This window comes from Mesorhizobium quangtriensis (assembly GCF_040081925.1).
In the GTDB taxonomy this organism is placed as follows: domain Bacteria; phylum Pseudomonadota; class Alphaproteobacteria; order Rhizobiales; family Rhizobiaceae; genus Mesorhizobium_K; species Mesorhizobium_K quangtriensis.
The window spans coordinates 1,102,591-1,119,161 of record NZ_JBEBMF010000002.1; the positions used below are offsets into that span (position 1 = coordinate 1,102,591).

Below are 16,571 nucleotides of genomic sequence, written 5' to 3' on the forward strand. Positions count from 1 at the left end.
GACCCGTCTCTCATGTCGGATGGTCTAGGACAGGCGCCTTGTAGAACGGGATTGTCTCGATGCGCGGCTGCCATTTGCCGCCTTCGACCAGCCGGCCGACGTGATCGGAGATATCGCCGAGAGTAGCGAACCAGACGCCTCCGACCGACTGCATGTGCTCGATGAGCTTCCTGATCGCAAGCGCCTGCGCGGGCCGGCCGCTGACAGCCGGATGCCAGACGGATACCCAGAGGCCGCCGAACTCACGCAGCGCGTCGAATTCGGCCTGATAGACCTCAAGCGCCTGCTGCGGAGAGGAAATCTTCATCAGGTAGTCGAATGCGCGGCTGGAGACGTACTGGTTGTAGTCGTCCACCGAAGCAGGGACAGGTATCTCAACCAGCTTGCCCTTGCCGTTGTCGAGGAGGATTGGCACATCGTCGGCAAACAGCGAGGAGTCGTAGTCGAAACCCGCCTCGATCAGAAGGTCGAAGGTCGCCGGGGACAGGCCATAATAGGGTGCGCGATAGCCGCGCGGCCGCTTGCCGGAAACCTTCGCCAGGGCTTCCGATCCGCGCGCCAGCGTCTCCCTCTCAGCTTCAACGCTCTGCTTGCTGGGCCATTCGTGGAAATGACCGTGATGGCCGAGTTCGTTGCCGTGCTTCAGGATTGCCTCGATCGCCGACGGGTATGTTTCGGCCACCCAGCCCGGTACGAAACAGGTCATCGGAACCTGGAGATCCCCGAAAAGCTTTGCAAGGCGCGGCGTCGCCACGAATGGATCGTAGCGCATGTGGGCCAGCGCATGCGGCATGGCCGGCGCGGCTGCTCCGTGCGCGGCATGCACGACGCTGTCGGCATCCACATCGAAACTGAACGCGACCGCGCACCGCGCGCCGTTCGGCCAGGGTGGCGGGTTCGTGATCATCATCACCTCAGCTGGTACGGACGCCACCGTCCATGAAAAGATCGTGAAGATGTCGCGTATCGATCTCCTTGGCGGGAACGTCAAGCGCCTGCCTGCCGCGCACCAGCACGCAGACGCGGCTCGATATCGCCAGCGCCTTGTTGACGTTCTGCTCGACCAGCAGGATCGGCACGGACAGCCGCGAGTGTATTTCCGCGATCGACTCGAAGACGAGATCGACCGTGGACGGCGCGAGATCGCTGCTCGGCTCGTCTAGCAGGAGTATGCTCGGCTTGATGAGCAGCGTCATGCCGATAGAAAGCATGCGCCGCTCGCCGCCGCTCAGGTTACCTGCCTTCTCGCTCCGGCGCTCCTTGACGCGCGGAAAGAGGCCGAACACTTCGTCCACATCGGTAGCGAACTGCTTCGGGCGCAGGAATGCGCCCATGCGGAGGTTGTCCCAGACGGTCATGTCGGAAAACACGTTGCCGGTCTGGGGCACGTAGCCGAGTCCGCCGGCGGCGCGCTGGTGGGCCGGCATCGCGGTGATCTGCTTGCCGGCCAGCATCACGCTGCCCTCGCTGACCTGCGTCAGGCCCATCGCCGTCTTGAGCACTGTGGACTTGCCCGAGCCGTTGGCGCCGAGAACCGCGAGGATCTCGCCGGCACGAAGCTCCATCGACAGGTCGTTGAGCACAGTGACCGGACCATAGCCGGCCGTGACATTGGTGAAGGAGAGGATTTCACTCATGGCTCGTCCTCAGCCTCTGCCGGCTGCCCGAGATAGGACCGGATGACGGTCTCGTTTGAGCGGATTTCGGCGGGTGTGCCGGAGGCGATCACGCTGCCCGCGTCGAGGACATAGACCCGGTCGCAGACATTGGCGATCATGTCCATGTTGTGCTCGATCAGGATGACGATGCGGCCTTCGTCGCGCAGCGTCTTAAGGAAAGCGACCTGCTGCTCGATGAGCACCGGGTTGACGCCGGCTGCCGGTTCATCCAGCAGCATCACGGCAGGATCGGCCATCAGGAGCATGCCCATGGTGAGCAGCTTGCGCTGGCCGCCAGACAGGCTGCCGGCCAGATCGTTTGCCTTGTGGACCATGCCCAGCCGCTTCAGGATCGACGTCGACCTTTCGGCTGCGGCGCGCTCCTGGTGGGCGACCCTGCCGGGCCGGAAAAAAAGGTTCGAGATCCGCTCGCCGCAATGGTCTGGTTCGCCGGCGAGCATGTTCTGGAACACTGTCAGCCGCTGCGCCAGCTTCGGGATCTGGAAAGTCCTGCCAACGCCCTTCTGGGCGACCTTGTCGGGTCGCCCCAACGGCAGCGGCGCGCCGTTAAGCGTCACCTCGCCCCCGTTGGGCACATAAACGCCGCCGATCACGTTGAGCAGCGTCGACTTGCCGGAGCCATTTGGCCCGATCAGCCCGGTCACCATGCCCGGTGGGGCCTCGATGCTGACGCGGTCGAGCGCTTTGAGGCCGCCGAAGCGTAGGCTCAGATCAGTCGCGGTCAACATTGTGTGCCTCCCGCTTCTCGGCAATCAAGCCTTGCGGCCGGTAGATGAACATCAGGACGAGGATCAGACCAAATGCCGCAAGGCGCAGGTTCGCGATGAGGTCGGATGGAAGGTCGACCCACTGCGCGACGAAACGCGAAGACACGCCGAGCAACTGGATGACGGCTGCACCGATTACGACGCCTATGTTGCGCCCCGGGCCGCCGACGATGACCGCGGTCCAGATGATGAAGGTCTCCGTGACGGTGAAGCTCGTCGGCGCCACGTAGCCGCTGAAATGGCCGTAGGTGATGCCAGCTGCGGCAGCCATCATCCAGGCCGCCACCGAGACCGAGGCCTGATAGCGGATCGGATTGCGACCAAGCGTCGAGGCGAGCACCTCGTCTTCCCGGATCACCCGCAGCATGCGGCCGAAGGGCGAACGGCTTACCCGCTCGGCAAAAAAGAATGACACGACGAGCAGCGCGAGCGCGATGCAAAGCGCCAGCACGGGGCTGCCAAAACGCGGCACGTTGAGGCCGTCCGCGCCCCCCGCCAGCGAAGGCGTGTTCAACATTGTGAGCCGAAAGATTTCGGCAGCACCGAGTGTGATGAGCGCCCAGTAGTCCTGCGAAAGCCTCTGTGCCGGCAGGATCACCGCCAGCGAAAGCAACGGCGCGAACAGCAACCCGCCGATGACGCCGATCCACCAGGGATAGCCGAAAGACGCAGCGATGCCAGCTGCATAGCTGCCGATCGCGAAGGGGAGTATCTGCCCGAAATTGACGAGACCGGTCATGCCGAACTGCAAATTCAGGCTGAGCGCGAGTACCGACCAGATGGCGATGACGGTGACCGAATATATGACGAAGTCGATCATCGCCTACCTCTTGCCGCCGGCCGCGCGGCCGGATTTGAGGAGCAGGACGATTAGCAGCGCCAGCACCGCGATATAGTCGCGGAACTGCGTGGGAATGTGCCAGGGTTCGCCGAAGAACAGCGTGCCGAAGTCGATCCAGATCAGGAAATTCTGCGCGAAGGAAAGCACCAAGGCGCCAATGACTGCTCCGAAAACGTTCGACATACCGCCGATGGTGACGGCGGCGAACACCGGCAGCAGGATGACGAGGTCGAGGCTCGGCTGCAGGCGCGTCTGCATGGCGAAAAGAGAACCACCGACGGCCGCGAGCGCGCCAGACAGGAACCACATCAGCCGGATGAGGCGCTCGCCTGGAATTCCGCGCGTCACCGCGAGGTCGTAATTGCTGGCAAGCGCCCGAAGCGCCGAACCGGTGCGCGTGCGGTATAGAAAGGCGTGAAGTCCAACCATCAGCACAGCGGTCGCGACGACAACCGTGATATCGAGGGTGGTGAATACGGCATCCTGGACGATGATGACCTCGCTCGGCACGTCGAAGACCTTGGCGGAACCGCCATAGATCACAGACAGCATAGAGCGGATGAAGAGCGCGACGCCCCACGAGACAATCATCTTGCCCTCCGCCGAGATACCGCGGATCCGGCTGAAGACGAGCACATCGATCAGGACGGCGATAATGCCGGTGCCGATCGCTGCGAGCAGCACGGCGATGACCATCGGAAGGCCGGGGATCGCCGCGAAGCTGTACGTCAGATAGCCGCCTACGATGGCAAGCTGGATATGCGCGAAGTTGGCGAAGCGCAGGACGGAATAGCTGAGCGAAACGCCCACAGCGATCACGGCGATCTCGCTGGCGTAGACTATCGAATTGATAAAGACTTGAAGCACGTGACGTCCTGGTCGCCGGACACTCAAAAAATAATATCAGCCGTCGCGGAGGACCGCGACGGCTGATATTTGGCGGCTGGATTAGTTGAGGGTACCGGTGGTCTCGAACTTGCCGTCCTTGTAGGCGATGATGTCAAGCGGCGGGTCGATGCGCTGGCCGCGATCATCCCAGACGATCTTGCCGCTGGCGCCATCATAGGCCTTCACGACATCAGGAAGCGCTTTCGCGATTGATGCCGCGTCCGTCCCGCCCTTCTTCATCGCCTCGGCCAGCACCATCAAGGCGTCATAGCCGTAGTAGACGTGAGCGAGGACGTCTTCCTCGTTGTACTTGGCTTTGTATTTGTCGAGCACCGCCTTGCCGACGCCCTGTGAATAGCCGCCATTATCGACACCCGAAAGCTTGCCGCTCATCCACTCCGGATTCTCGACTTCGAGGATGGACGGATAGGCGGCGTACCAGGGAGCGTCGATGCCGAGCTCGCGCACGGTGCGCAGGATCGTGCGCGAATCGTCGCCATAGCCGCAGGTGATGATGGCTTCGGGCTTCTTGCCGGCCAGCACCTGGATGTCGGCTCGATAGTTGGGCTGGCCTTCGGTGTAGGCGATCGTCTCGACGATCGTTCCGCCCTTGGCCTTGAACGCCGCGGCGGCGGCCTCGGCGACACCCAGTCCGAACGCATTGTTCGGCACAACGACAGCAGCTGTCTTCGCGCCGCCGTCGGCTACGAGGTTGCCGAGGTCCTTCGCGAGGATGTCATCGAGGGGCAGGATGCTGAACAGCGTGCCGGGATACTCGCCGAGCTTCGGCGAGGAAGAGGAGGTGTTGACCAGGATCTTGCCCTGCTCCTTTGCCATCTGGGCGACAGGTATCATCAGACTGCTGCCGCCGAACATGATGGCGGCCTCGACCTTGTCCACGGTGTATAGCTTGGTCGCCGCATTGAGCGCTTCCTGCGCGCGGTATTCGGAGTCCTCTACGATCAGCTTGATCGGCTGGCCGTTGATGCCGCCCGCCGCGTTGATGTCGTCGGCGGCGAGTTCGACGCCGCGCACCATCTGCACGCTGGTCTTGACGTCCTGCCCGGTCAGGTTGGCGATGACGCCGATCTGGATCGGGTCGGCGGCCTGCGCGGCGCCAAGCGTGCTGGCTGTCGCCACTGCGCCGGCCAATGCAAGTGAAAGCCATTTTTTCATCGTTTTTCTTCTCTCTGGAGGGTTAGGAGGGCGTTTTGCCTCTTGGTCTTGACGCAGGCCCGGCATTTGGGAGATGGCCGGGATTGGCGCAGGGAAACGGTATTGAGTGCGCCACGGAAAAACAATCGAAGCGTCGGCGGTGTAGCCGAATAAGTTTCGGTGCCGGCGACTTGTTTCGGAGATGATGCGACAGAGCTTCTGTGACAATCGTCGCAGCGTCGTGCAGCTTGTTCCGATTTGCGAACGCTGTAGACCAAATCGATCCCAGCATCGCCCGAAGAAACTTCGGCCGGTATACGACGAAACTCTTAGGCGCGCAGGCTATTCCCGCCTGCGCCCTCTCATTGGTGAATGCCTGCTATGCCCCCACGGAAAATCCTCATCGACACCGACCCGGGTCAGGACGATGCCTTCGCCATCCTGCTTGCTCTCGGATCGCCGGACGAACTGGAGGTCGTGGGCGTTACCGCCGTCGCCGGGAACGTGCCGCTCGCCCGCACCGCGCGGAATGCCCAGATGGTGCTCGAACTGGCCGGACGCGGCGACATCACGGTCTATCCCGGCTGCCAACGTCCGATGGTGCGCAAGCTGTTCACCGCGGAATACGTCCATGGCGAAAGCGGAATCGAAGGATGCGACCTCCCGGAGCCGTCGCATGCCCTCGGCGAGAAGCACGGCGTTGATTTCATCATCGACACGCTGATGGCGAGCGCTCCGGGCGAGATCACGCTTTGCCCGCTCGGTCCAATGACGAACATCGCGATGGCCATGATCAAGGAACCTGCGATCGTCACCCGCATCCGGGAGATCGTGTTCATGGGCGGTGGCTTCTTCGAAGGTGGCAACACGACTCCGGCTGCCGAGTTCAACATCTTCGTCGATCCGCACGCCGCCCATGTCGTCTTCACGTCGGGCGTGCCGTTGACCATGGTTCCGATCGACTGCACGTATAAGGCGCTCATGACGCCCGATTGGTTGAAGCAACTGCGCGCCGTCGGCACGCGAACCGCGGTCGAGGCGGCTGGAATGGCCGAGTTCTACCAGCAGTGGGGCAACCAGAAGTTCGGTACGGACCGCTATCCGCTGCACGACCCTTGCGTGATCGGCTACCTGCTCAAGCCGGAGCTGTTCGGCGGTCGCAACTGCCATGTCAGCATCGAGATCACGTCGCCGACCACGATGGGTATGACAGTCGTGGACTGGTGGAACGTCACCAAGCAGGAACCGAACTGCATGGTGCTTAGGGATCTCGACAATCCCCCATTCTACGACCTGATCCTTGAGCGCCTGTCGCGCCTACCGTGAGCTGCGAATTTTCCGTCAGCGTTTGACGACGAGGTCGCGAGGGAACGAGGTGAGCACCTCCGGAGCGCCATTCTTGCTGACGCGAAAGGTCTCGCTCAGCTCATAGCCCCAGTCGTCCATCCACATGCCGAGTATCATGTGGAAGCACATGTTTGGGGCCAGCACAGTCTGGTCGTCCTCACGCAGGCTGGCGGTGCGCTCACCCCAGTCGGGCGGATAGTTCAGGCCGATCGAATAGCCGATGCGCGACGCCTTGTCATAGCCGGCGCGGCGGATGACCCTGCGCCAGGCCGCCTCGACGTCATGGCAGGTGATACCCGCCCTTGCCGCATCGAGCGCGGTGTCGAGCCCCTCGGCGACGACCTTGGCGATGTAGGTCAGCTCGGACGGCGGATTGCCGAGATAGAGCGTGCGCGCCAGCGCGGCGTGGTAGCGATGGTGGCAGCCGCCGAGTTCGAGATAGGCAACCGTGTCGTTCTGATAGGTGTCTCCGGACCATGTCATATGCGGCGCCGCGCTCTTCCTGCCGCTCGGCACCTGGGCCAGCGCCGCAGGATAATCGCCCCAGAATTCGGTAGTGCCATGGAATTGCGCGGCGGTGATCTCGGCCACAGCGTCGCATTCGCGCACGCCTGGCCTGACCGCCGCCATACCGACTTCCATCGCCTTGCCGACGATCGCTGCGGCGCCGCGCATCAGCGCGACTTCCGCGTCCGACTTGACGAGGCGCACCCAGTTCACCAGCCCTTCGGCATCGACGAGGCTCGCTCCCGGCAACGCTTTGCCGAGCTCGATATAGTCCTTAGCGGTGAAATAGAAGGCGTCGAGATCCACCCCAATGCGCGCTTTGCCGTGGCCGCTGTCGGAGATGCGCTGCGCCAGGAACTGTGCCGGGTGAAACAAGGTGGAATCGACATAGGTCTCAGGATACGGCACCACGTTCTCGGGTTTCAGGAACGCGGTCAGCAACGCGCCCGGCGAATCCATGGCACGGCCGATCCACAAGGGTTCGTCGAAGTCGAGACCGAGCACCGCATACTGGTGGACGTAGAACGACCAGCCGTCATAACCAGTGAGATAGTTGATGTTCGCCGGATCGGCCACGACCAGCATATCGATCCCAGCGTCCGCCATGCGCGCCTTGACGCGCACGATTCGGGACAGGAATTCCGGACGATTAAAAACTGTCATCGGTCTTCAGAAGTACGCAGGAAGCGCGGCGCGGAATTCCTTGATCGCCTCGATATGCGCTGCCGGATCTGAAAGCCCGCCAATGTCGGCCTTGTTCCAGCGCTGCTCTTCTTCGACCCAACGCTCCGGCATGGTGTTGACGGTGATGTGGGTGGCGCCCATCGCGCGCCATTCCTCCATCTCATCGCGCAGTTCGGCATGCGTCCGGTCGATGATCGTCATCGTCGCCTCGATGCCGATCTTGTCGGGATCGCGGCCGTTGGCGACCGCCACTTCGCGCATCGCTGCGATGGCGCGCCTGCCGGTATCGTCGGCCTGGAAATTGGGCAGCCAGCCGTCTCCCAGCGTCCCAACACGCTTGATCGCAGCCTCCGAAACGCCTCCGATCCAGATCGGGATCGGTCGCTGGACAGGCAGAGGATTGATCCCGCCGTCGATGACGCGATGGTACTTGCCCTCATAGGTGATCAGGTCGGAGCACCAGTATTTGCGCAGCAGTTCGATCTGCTCGTCCATGCGCTTGCCGCGGTTGCGGAACTCCTCGCCGCAGGCCTCGAACTCATCAGGCTTGACGCCGACGCCGACCCCGAGCCGCAGCCGACCGCCGCTGAGCAGGTCGACTTCCGCAGCCTGCTTGGCGACGAGCGCCGTTCCGCGCATTGGTAACACAAGCACGCCGGTCACGAAATCGATCTTATCCGTCACCGCGGCGAGGTAGCCGAACAGCACGAACAGTTCGTGGAACATGTCGCCGGCATCGTGGACATAGGTCCAGTCCGGCCGGCTCGCCTTGTTCAGTCCGACGATCTGGTCGAAAGCGGTCAGGTGCGTGTAGCCGAGCGTGTCGGCCACGACCGCGAAATCTCGGATATCCTTCGGGTTCTCCCCTATCTCGAACTGGGGGAACAGGGCGCCGATCTTCATATGCCAATTACTCCAAGGGATAATCCTGCGGGCCGTTCCAGCCCTTAAAGGCTGGCGCCGACCTCGTCCACCGCGCCCTTTACGGCCGCGACAATCGTGTCTGCTTCCTCGCGCGTCAGGCAAAGCGGCGGCGCGAAGCCGAGGATGTCGCCCTGTGGCATGGCGCGGCCGATGACGCCGCGCCTGAGGAGTGCCGCCGCCACCCGGATGCCGACCTTCTCGGACGCATCAAAGAAAACGCGGTCGTCGCGGTCCCTGACAAATTCGACGGCCGCGAGCATGCCCTCACCGCGCACATCGCCAACCATAGGATGGTGAGCCACAGCGTCGACCAGGGTCTGCTTCAGATAGGCACCGACCTCGCCGGCGTTGCGCACAAGATCGTGACGGTCGAGATAGTCGAGGTTTGCGACACCGGCGGCGGTGCAAAGCGGATGCGAGGAATAAGTCCAGCCATGACCGATCGAGCCGTAGCTGTCGGAACCCTTCTCCAGAATGCGCCAGACCTTCTCGGAGACGATGACACCGGATAGCGGCGCATAGGCCGAGGTGAGACCCTTTGCGATGGTGATGAGGTCCGGCTTGATGCCGTAATGATCCGATCCGAACATCGAGCCCAGCCTGCCGAAGCCGGTGACGACCTCGTCGGCGATCAGAAGGATGTCGTATTTCTGCAAGACGGCCTGAATTGCCTGCCAGTAGCCCGCAGGCGGCGGCACGATGCCCCCGGTGCCGAGCACAGGTTCGCCTATGAATGCCGCGATCGTATCGGGACCTTCTGCTAGGATCATCTCCTCCAGCTTCTCGGCACAGAGGCGCGAGAACGCCGCCTCGTCCATCGAACGATCAGGCCGGCGGTAGAAATACGGCGCTTCCGTGTGAACGACCGGCGGCTTCGGCAGGTCGAAGAGATTGTGGAAGGCGGCGAGACCGGTGAGGCTGCCCGTCATTACGCCTGAGCCGTGGTAACCACGCCAGCGAGAAATGATCTTCTTCTTTTCCGGGCGGCCGAGGACGTTGTTGATATACCAGACAAGCTTGAGGTTGGTCTCGTTGGCATCCGAGCCCGACAGGCCGAAGAACACCCGGCTCATCCCTTGAGGCGCGCGGTCGATTACCATCTTGGCTAGGCGGATCGAGGGCTCCGAGCCATGGCCGGCATAGGCATGGTAGTAGGGAAGCTCGGCGGCCTGCGCGGCGATCGCGTCGCTGATCTCCTTGCGACCGTAGCCGATATTGACGCAGTAGAGCCCCGCAAAGCCGTCGAGGCTACGCTTTCCCTCGCGATCAACGATGTACACGCCTTCCGCCTCCCGGATGATGCGGTTCGGCGTGTCACCACGCGCATGCTGACCCATATCCGTTGACGGATGAAAGAAGTGATCCCGGTCCCAGGCGTTTAGTTCATTATCAAGGGGCGGAGTGTTCAGCATGCGTTGTCCCTGACGTATACTTCAAAGGCGTTTGATCCTGCCGCTTGCCTGCTATGCCGCGACAGTCAGTGTCTTGATGTGTTGAGCATAACCGGATTCCTGCCGGCCATTGATCGGTAGATCACCAATCTGACGAATGGATTTCGTCGTTTCACGTTGTTTCCAGAACTTCTTTCGGCAACTCTTATAGCCGTCAGGTGTGCCGCGCGATCACGCTCACAACACCCATTTTTCCGATCATCGCCAACGCCGTAAATGCATGAGGGTTGAAAGCACCCGTCAAGGTCACAGCAAACGCCCAATAGTGACCGGTTGTATGTGGCCAATCGGCAAAGGCCTACCTTGCTGAAGGCAACGAAGGCGCTTTTCCCACATTCACGCGTGCAAAGCGGTCAAGAGACGTCATACCGGGGGCGTTAAAGTCGGCTTTCGGTAGTATGCCCTTCCCGCGTAAGCCGTCCGATAAGGGGGCGCAAAGCGGTCAAACAAAAGGGCCTCGATATCGCCCGCTTCGTTCATGTAAAGCGGCGCGCCGTGTCGGCGCGGAAGAATCGCGACGCGAAGTTCGGAAAGCATGTCCGCGAGCTCGCGGAGTTCCTGATGCCTCTTCAGCAGCGAATTCGCGGTACTCGCGAGCACCGGCAGCGGGCATCGTTTCTGCAAAGGCTCAAGGGCGAGACGCTCGGGATGCTCATTGCACGCATAACGGACAAGAAGCACTGAACTACTATTCAGCGGCCACCGTCTCGCGGACAACAGCAAGCTCCTGCTGTGCCATCACATCAGCTAGCCTCGCGCCCACCGACTGTCGCAACGGCGCACTACTCCGTAAGCGGGCTCAGTGCCCAAACGGGAAACAAATCTTGTCCAAACTGCACTCAAAGGTTGGACAACAGGTCCGGCAAGTCTTTGATAAGATTTGTTTCTAGGAAGGATTGGTACGCCCACGGGGAATCGAACCCCGGTTTGCGCCGTGAGAGGGCAACCGCATACTTGGACCCGTTTCGCACAAACGTCCCCGAATGTTCCGCATTGTTCCGCGCACGTTCGTTCCCCGTTCACGTTCTAAAGGCAGGCGTCGCCTATTGTGTCAGCGCGTCTGCGGCTGTATATTTGACGGATATTTGACGATTTGGTCATCCGCCTCGATGTCGAAAACCCTGAATGAAGCCGCACTGTCCACGCCCAACGCCCGGAAAGCATTGGCTGAGGGAAACCACTGGCGCGGCATCAATGCCGATGTCCACCTCGGCTATCGCAAGCAGAAGCGTGGCGGCCGGTGGATGGTGCGCTGGTACCGGGGTGATCAGAAATACAAGCAAGCCACCATCGGAACTGCCGATGATGGGAAGATGGAAGCGAACGGCGCTGACTGCCTGAGCTTCGAGCAGGCCAAGACAAGAGCTGCGAAGGTTGCCAGTCAGGCGCGGGCCGATGAAATCGCATCTGCCGACGGCCCTGCCCCCACCGTTGGCTCTGCCGTGCAGGACCATATCGCCGCACATGATGTGAGGCAGGCGGCGCGCGGTGAGAGCAAGCGAGATATTCGGGTACGTCTTACCAAGCACGTCTCACGGTCGCGGCTCGCAACCATCGCCCTCCACGCCCTCACCGAGTCTGACCTGGGAAAGTGGCGTGCGTCTCTGGCGGATGGGCTCGCTTCTGCGACGGTGCGCCGGATCGTCAACGACCTCCGTGCAGCTCTAAACGCGGCTGCGATGAAACACCGTGCCCGCCTCCCCGCCGAGACGATGATGGTCATCAAGGCAGGGCTGGCGACGGTAGATGCCGAGACGGCGCAGGCCAGGGACAAAGCCGCCCTCCCCGACGCTGACATCCGACGCATTATCCAGGCCGCAAGCACTGTCGATTCCGATGACGACTGGGGCGGCGATCTTCTACGTATGGTGCTTGTTCTTTCCGCCACAGGCTCGCGCTTCTCGCAGGTCAAGCGCAACGCCGTCGCCGATTTGCAGATAGCACAGAACCGCTTGATGGTTCCGACCAGCCGGAAGGGCCGAGGAAAGAAAAAGGCGTCGCACATCGGCATTCGCATCGGATCCGATGTTCTGGAGGAATTGCGACCCGCCATTGCCGGAAGGCGAGGGAAAGAGCCCCTTCTGGAACGCTGGCGGCACAAGCAAGAGAAAGCTACCGAAGACCAGCCGCCGCGCTGGGTGAAGTCTGAACGGGGGCCGTGGCTCAACGCTACGGAGCTTGCGAGGCCTTGGTCTAAGATCATCAAGCTCGCCGGGCTTCCGGCCGATACCGTTCCCTATGCGCTTCGGCACTCATCTATCGTTCGTCAGTTACGCGCCGGCCTGCCTGTGCGCCTTGTAGCAGCCTTGCACGACACCAGCGCTCGCATGATCGAACTGCACTATAGCGCCGCCATTGTTGACGCTCTCGATGACCTGTCAGCCGGTGCTGTAATACCGCTCGTAGCAACATCAGAGGACAACGTAGTGAGGCTGCGAAATGAAGGTAGGCGCTAAATTCAAAGACGCCGTTTTACGACCCGCAACAATTCCAAGTCCACCGCCAAGGGTCGTTCGCGGCTCACCAATGTTGTCGCATTCGCCAGTTCTAGTGAACCACGGCAGATATGGAGCAGACCTAGTTGCCGGTGCCATTGGCGAAAAGCGTTGGGCATCAAAGGAATTCTTGGAAGCACAACCACTGGACGCTATCAGGGGCTTTTTCGACTCTGTTGGAGAACTGTGGTGGAAACTCAAGGATCAACAGATAACCTCCGAAAACCAGGCGGTAAAAACCCCCGAGGGATTTGTAACCGCCCTTTGCAGTAATTTGGCTACGGCAGCGACGGTTTCCGGCTTACCATCAAGCCACCCTGCATTTTTCGTAATTGTGGCAGTTGCCTTCCTAACGCGCCTTCGCAACCCAAATGCCAATGCCTCAAAAGTGAAGCGGGATTTCATCCGCTCCTACGCCGTGAGCTTTGTGAGGGACGGCTTCGGCAAAGTCACTGGCTATGGAGGCGGCATGGCCACAAAAACCGACGTCCGCGAAATCGTTATGGAAGCCGTCGTCGAGCATTGCGGAGCGTTTGTAGATATCGGGGACGAAAATCTCTCCGAGGCGATCCGGAGTTGGGAGAAAGGGACTCGCACCGACAAGCCCGCCCATCTTGACATGGCGTTGCCAGCCACATGCGATCGTATCGACTTCTCTGCGCGTTGCCACTCCCTGTTCAGGGACCTCGCCGTCATTATGAAGGCCGCTGGCAGCTAGATTTCGGTGGTGCAAAGTTGGCGAGTTCTGCACCGCCCCTTTCCATAGAAATGGTCCCAGATTGGCTCCTGCAACACGGCGGCACGCCGCGACATACAGGAGAACAAAACGCATGACCAAACTAGCCGCAACCATCAGCGAGTCCGTCGAGATGTCCGGGCTATCGCGCTCGGCTATCTACCGAGCTGCGCGGGACGGAAAGCTGACTCTCCGCAAGAACGGCAAGCGTAGCCTGATCCTGATTTCAGAGCTGCAAGACTTCCTCAAGAGCCTCCCGGCAGCGGCTTGAGGTGCAGGCATGGAGATACATTGCAAAACGGCCAGCCTGGCAGGGCTGACCGTTCCGCTATCGTCGAAAGGTGTGGTGCCTTCTTCATACCAAAAAGCCTCGAATCTCGCAACGTCCGAGACCTATGCGACCGCGAAATTATTGACGCGGTTCAGCATGCGCATCGAGACGGCGCGGCTGGTCGCGCACCTCTCAGGCATGGGAGGGCTCGCTCAATGAGTGACATACCTGAGATCGCGATCGAGACCAGGGAATTGGCCTTCCCATCCCAAGCAAAATGGCGCGAAAGCAACCCGCTCAAGCGTTGGGCGCACAAGTCGCTTGAATCTGCTCTACGTCGCGGCCTGACACAACGACAACCTTGTGAGGTATGCGGCGCGAGTGAAGTTGACGGTCATCACGACGATTATTCCCGTCCGATGGTCGTCCGCTGGCTTTGCCGGAAACATCATAAGGCAGAGCACGCCCGCCTCAAATGTGAGGGGGTGTCCTGATGAGCGCCCGCAACTTCACAAAGGTCGCGCCTGCGGTGTGGCGATCCCGAAGATTTATCAATTTGCCAGACGAGGCAAAGGTTGGATTCCTGTACCTGCTCAGCAATGCACACGTAACCAGCGCGGGGGTTTACGAACTCCCGCGAGGGTATGCCTGCGCCGATCTTGGATGGACGGAAACCGCATACGAATCCGTCTTGAAGGAACTGGTCGCGGTTGAGCTGATCGACCGCGACCCGGACACTGACGTAATCCTCATCGAACGATGGTTTCGTCACAACCCCATTGCCAATCCAGATCACTCCATAGGTACGAGGAAGCGCCTCCAGCTTATTGAGTGCGATCGGTTGAGAGAAAAGGCCATGGCGGCTTTTGAGGTTGCCGATGGCGAGCGCGTTGAGCGCGAGGCTCAGAAAGCGGCGGCCAAGGAATCCAGGGAAGCTGCCAAACGAGCGGATACGGCCAATTTGATCGGCGGTACGGCAAGGCTGATGCAATCGCGGATTATGCGAGGTGCCCATGGTTAGACCGTGTGCATACCGTGTCCCCACTGTCTGGACACCCGTGGTTGAGTTGGTTTTACACCGTGTAGCACCGGTGCCACATACCAAGACCAGAGACCAGAGACAGAGACCTTTAGGCGCGAACTCTCAAACGCCGTGCCGGCGGAAACGTCGCATGGGCTTTGGAGGGAAAGGAACCCGTCAAGCTCCAGCGGCAGCGCCAGGTCTTCCAACGTGGGAGGCAAGCCGATGAGCGCACCCCTGAATTATCAAAAGGCAAAGATGCGCCGAAAGCCCCAACTCTCGATAGCAGATGAACGCGAATGGCTGGACCGGGATGCTGCGGCCCGGTGGCTCGAACGGAAAGAGAAGTTCAGAGCCAGGGCTGCAAGACGCAGGAGGGCGCGAACGTGATTTATCTCGCGCTCTGTTTCTCAATAGCCCTCGTTGTCCTCACAATTGCAGGAGCGCTGCCATGACGGAATTAGTCTGCGAAGAATACTACGGCGGATGCCCTCGATGCGGGCAAGCCCAATGGGCCAATGTCGGCCGAACCCACTGGTGTTTCTGCCCTGACCACAATGTCCGGTGGAACGTAGGTGAAAACCTGATGTCCAGTTGGCGGGATGAGACGGAATCCGTCTGGCGTCAAAACCGGCTGATGCTCGAAACCATGCCAGAGGTGGAGCCTCTAGAGGAAGGGCAGCCAATCCCAATGGCCGCAGAAGCAGCGACGGCGGTTGCCAAGCTATTCGAGCGGTTAGGCGTGGGTAAGTCAGTTTGACGGCCCTCAATGTTTTCAACGGGATAAGTGAATTTAAATGCGGGTTTTGGAGCGGCCGGCTTCGCCCCGTCACTGTCAACGTTGACAGTGAGCGCACCTTCTCGCCGCGTAGGATCGAGTGGCAGAGTTTGCCACTTGATTGCTCTTGATTGTTTTTCATGTTGCCCAGTGTGGCTACCGTCTGGCAAATTTTGCCACACGGTCCAATGGCGTAGGACCTCGGGTCCATTTGCGACCCGAGCTTTCATCGCGCCACCACCCGATGCTGATTCAAACTCTACACTTGCGACTTTGATCGACTTGCGGTCCCCTCGTGTTTTCATCTTGAAAAGACTCCGAGCGGTCTGAATTTTTGCGAAGCCATAAAAAGCACGTCCGCAGGTTAATTCCGCGACCAATACGCGCGCGCGAGGCTTTAAGCATTCCGCCGCAATGAGAGAGCCGCATAGGGTTGGCGAAGTCTGCCAACCCAACTTCGCCCCGCGAGGGCGCGGCACATTCGACGCCCATTTTGGCGAATTTTTTTCATCCGACGCGATGACCCCGACGCGACTTTTGAAACACTCCAAGACGCAGCGAGACGACAAGGAACATCCTGAAACGCCTATTGTTATCAATGGGTTAGAGGCATCCGCCTCTGGATTGTTGCCACAGAAATTGTTATGTTGTGGCAACAAATCTTCGCGGAGACGGCAATGCGTTTGGCGCAGTCGATGGATAAACAGATTCGTGTGCGTGTATCGCAAGACGAGAAGGCGGCGCTGCGTGCGCTCGCCCGCGCCCGTGGCGTCAGCCTGAGCCAGCTTCTCCGCGACGGTGCGATTGTCAGCCAAGGCATGGTGGCCGCCGCGTGACCATGCAGACCTCACCAGACTTGACGCTGATGGGCCTGGGCGCATGAAGTCCACGCAATGGGGCAGATGTTTCTGAAGTACGCCACCAGCGACATCGGCAAGCTACTGGGTGAGGTGGTGCACAAAGCAGCGCACCAGATCGCCGCTAGCGGTGCGCTTGTGGATGGCGGCAAGTCGGTTCACTGAAAACA

At 60.6% G+C, this 16,571-nt stretch carries 16 protein-coding genes and 1 tRNA gene; 7 read left to right on the forward strand and 10 right to left on the reverse strand.

All coding sequences use genetic code 11. The features are described from left to right. Positions 1–10: 10 nt before the first annotated feature. The 6 genes from ABMA32_RS13850 to ABMA32_RS13875 form a co-directional block, all read right to left on the reverse strand. Entirely contained in the window at positions 11–910 is a 900-nt protein-coding gene (locus ABMA32_RS13850; RefSeq protein WP_349014331.1) for a polysaccharide deacetylase family protein, read from the reverse strand. Between the two features lie 4 nt (positions 911–914). Beyond that, positions 915–1,637, reverse strand: coding sequence for an ABC transporter ATP-binding protein (locus ABMA32_RS13855; RefSeq protein ID WP_349014332.1), 723 nt, complete (start codon positions 1,635–1,637; stop codon positions 915–917). Further along, entirely contained in the window at positions 1,634–2,407 is a 774-nt protein-coding gene (locus ABMA32_RS13860) for an ABC transporter ATP-binding protein (RefSeq protein WP_349014333.1), read from the reverse strand. The genes ABMA32_RS13855 and ABMA32_RS13860 overlap by 4 nt, the downstream gene beginning before the upstream one ends. Continuing rightward, positions 2,391–3,266 (reverse strand): branched-chain amino acid ABC transporter permease, encoded by an 876-nt coding sequence (locus tag ABMA32_RS13865; protein WP_349014334.1) that lies wholly within the window; start codon positions 3,264–3,266, stop codon positions 2,391–2,393. The genes ABMA32_RS13860 and ABMA32_RS13865 overlap by 17 nt, the downstream gene beginning before the upstream one ends. A 3-nt stretch (positions 3,267–3,269) precedes the next feature. After that, entirely contained in the window at positions 3,270–4,154 is an 885-nt protein-coding gene (locus ABMA32_RS13870) for a branched-chain amino acid ABC transporter permease (RefSeq protein WP_349014335.1), read from the reverse strand. 81 nt (positions 4,155–4,235) lie between these two features. Beyond that, the gene (locus ABMA32_RS13875) at positions 4,236–5,351 is read right to left on the reverse strand and encodes an ABC transporter substrate-binding protein (protein WP_349014336.1); all 1,116 of its coding nucleotides are present in this window, start codon (positions 5,349–5,351) and stop codon (positions 4,236–4,238) included. Between the two features lie 360 nt (positions 5,352–5,711). Between ABMA32_RS13875 and ABMA32_RS13880 the strand changes: the two genes are divergently transcribed. Next, positions 5,712–6,656: a nucleoside hydrolase gene (locus tag ABMA32_RS13880; RefSeq protein ID WP_349014337.1), complete on the forward strand. Its 945-nt coding sequence runs from the start codon at positions 5,712–5,714 to the stop codon at positions 6,654–6,656. A 15-nt stretch (positions 6,657–6,671) separates the two neighbouring features. On the opposite strand, the gene ABMA32_RS13885 is transcribed toward ABMA32_RS13880, so the two are convergent. From ABMA32_RS13885 to ABMA32_RS13900, 4 genes are all read right to left on the reverse strand, one after another. Continuing rightward, positions 6,672–7,847 (reverse strand): M24 family metallopeptidase, encoded by a 1,176-nt coding sequence (locus tag ABMA32_RS13885; RefSeq protein WP_349014338.1) that lies wholly within the window; start codon positions 7,845–7,847, stop codon positions 6,672–6,674. 6 nt (positions 7,848–7,853) lie between these two features. Continuing rightward, a complete protein-coding gene (locus ABMA32_RS13890; protein WP_349014339.1) occupies positions 7,854–8,771 on the reverse strand; it encodes an LLM class F420-dependent oxidoreductase in 918 nt (305 codons plus the stop codon). Between the two features lie 44 nt (positions 8,772–8,815). Continuing rightward, on the reverse strand, positions 8,816–10,204 hold the full coding sequence (locus tag ABMA32_RS13895) for an aspartate aminotransferase family protein (protein WP_349014340.1): 1,389 nt from the start codon (positions 10,202–10,204) through the stop codon (positions 8,816–8,818). Between the two features lie 936 nt (positions 10,205–11,140). Further along, positions 11,141–11,220 (reverse strand) — tRNA-Glu (locus ABMA32_RS13900). Positions 11,221–11,352: 132 nt separating this feature from the next. Between ABMA32_RS13900 and ABMA32_RS13905 the strand changes: the two genes are divergently transcribed. The 6 genes from ABMA32_RS13905 to ABMA32_RS13930 all read left to right on the forward strand — a co-directional run bounded on the left by ABMA32_RS13905 (position 11,353) and on the right by ABMA32_RS13930 (position 16,566). Continuing rightward, a complete protein-coding gene (locus ABMA32_RS13905) occupies positions 11,353–12,699 on the forward strand; it encodes a tyrosine-type recombinase/integrase (protein ID WP_349014341.1) in 1,347 nt (448 codons plus the stop codon). A gap of 70 nt (positions 12,700–12,769) precedes the next feature. Beyond that, a complete protein-coding gene (locus ABMA32_RS13910) occupies positions 12,770–13,456 on the forward strand; it encodes a hypothetical protein (protein WP_349014342.1) in 687 nt (228 codons plus the stop codon). Positions 13,457–13,568: 112 nt separating this feature from the next. Next, a complete protein-coding gene (locus ABMA32_RS13915; protein ID WP_349014343.1) occupies positions 13,569–13,745 on the forward strand; it encodes a helix-turn-helix domain-containing protein in 177 nt (58 codons plus the stop codon). Positions 13,746–14,238: 493 nt separating this feature from the next. Further along, positions 14,239–14,766, forward strand: coding sequence for a hypothetical protein (locus tag ABMA32_RS13920; RefSeq protein ID WP_349014344.1), 528 nt, complete (start codon positions 14,239–14,241; stop codon positions 14,764–14,766). A gap of 1,455 nt (positions 14,767–16,221) precedes the next feature. Beyond that, a complete protein-coding gene (locus ABMA32_RS13925) occupies positions 16,222–16,380 on the forward strand; it encodes a plasmid mobilization protein (protein WP_349014345.1) in 159 nt (52 codons plus the stop codon). A gap of 57 nt (positions 16,381–16,437) precedes the next feature. After that, positions 16,438–16,566: a hypothetical protein gene (locus ABMA32_RS13930; protein WP_349014346.1), complete on the forward strand. Its 129-nt coding sequence runs from the start codon at positions 16,438–16,440 to the stop codon at positions 16,564–16,566. Positions 16,567–16,571: the final 5 nt, after the last annotated feature.

What these genes read in the sequence shown, in the direction of transcription:
- ABMA32_RS13895 (WP_349014340.1), bottom strand. Translation starts at nt 10,204, where the DNA reads ATGCTGAACACTCCGCCCCTTGATAATGAACTAAACGCCTGGGACCGG.
- ABMA32_RS13890 (WP_349014339.1), bottom strand. Translation starts at nt 8,771, where the DNA reads ATGAAGATCGGCGCCCTGTTCCCCCAGTTCGAGATAGGGGAGAACCCG.
- ABMA32_RS13880 (WP_349014337.1), top strand. Translation starts at nt 5,712, where the DNA reads ATGCCCCCACGGAAAATCCTCATCGACACCGACCCGGGTCAGGACGAT.
- ABMA32_RS13925 (WP_349014345.1), top strand. Translation starts at nt 16,222, where the DNA reads ATGCGTTTGGCGCAGTCGATGGATAAACAGATTCGTGTGCGTGTATCG.
- ABMA32_RS13905 (WP_349014341.1), top strand. Translation starts at nt 11,353, where the DNA reads ATGTCGAAAACCCTGAATGAAGCCGCACTGTCCACGCCCAACGCCCGG.
- ABMA32_RS13865 (WP_349014334.1), bottom strand. Translation starts at nt 3,266, where the DNA reads ATGATCGACTTCGTCATATATTCGGTCACCGTCATCGCCATCTGGTCG.
- ABMA32_RS13855 (WP_349014332.1), bottom strand. Translation starts at nt 1,637, where the DNA reads ATGAGTGAAATCCTCTCCTTCACCAATGTCACGGCCGGCTATGGTCCG.
- ABMA32_RS13860 (WP_349014333.1), bottom strand. Translation starts at nt 2,407, where the DNA reads ATGTTGACCGCGACTGATCTGAGCCTACGCTTCGGCGGCCTCAAAGCG.
- ABMA32_RS13910 (WP_349014342.1), top strand. Translation starts at nt 12,770, where the DNA reads ATGTTGTCGCATTCGCCAGTTCTAGTGAACCACGGCAGATATGGAGCA.
- ABMA32_RS13920 (WP_349014344.1), top strand. Translation starts at nt 14,239, where the DNA reads ATGAGCGCCCGCAACTTCACAAAGGTCGCGCCTGCGGTGTGGCGATCC.
- ABMA32_RS13875 (WP_349014336.1), bottom strand. Translation starts at nt 5,351, where the DNA reads ATGAAAAAATGGCTTTCACTTGCATTGGCCGGCGCAGTGGCGACAGCC.
- ABMA32_RS13850 (WP_349014331.1), bottom strand. Translation starts at nt 910, where the DNA reads ATGATGATCACGAACCCGCCACCCTGGCCGAACGGCGCGCGGTGCGCG.
- ABMA32_RS13915 (WP_349014343.1), top strand. Translation starts at nt 13,569, where the DNA reads ATGACCAAACTAGCCGCAACCATCAGCGAGTCCGTCGAGATGTCCGGG.
- ABMA32_RS13885 (WP_349014338.1), bottom strand. Translation starts at nt 7,847, where the DNA reads ATGACAGTTTTTAATCGTCCGGAATTCCTGTCCCGAATCGTGCGCGTC.
- ABMA32_RS13930 (WP_349014346.1), top strand. Translation starts at nt 16,438, where the DNA reads ATGGGGCAGATGTTTCTGAAGTACGCCACCAGCGACATCGGCAAGCTA.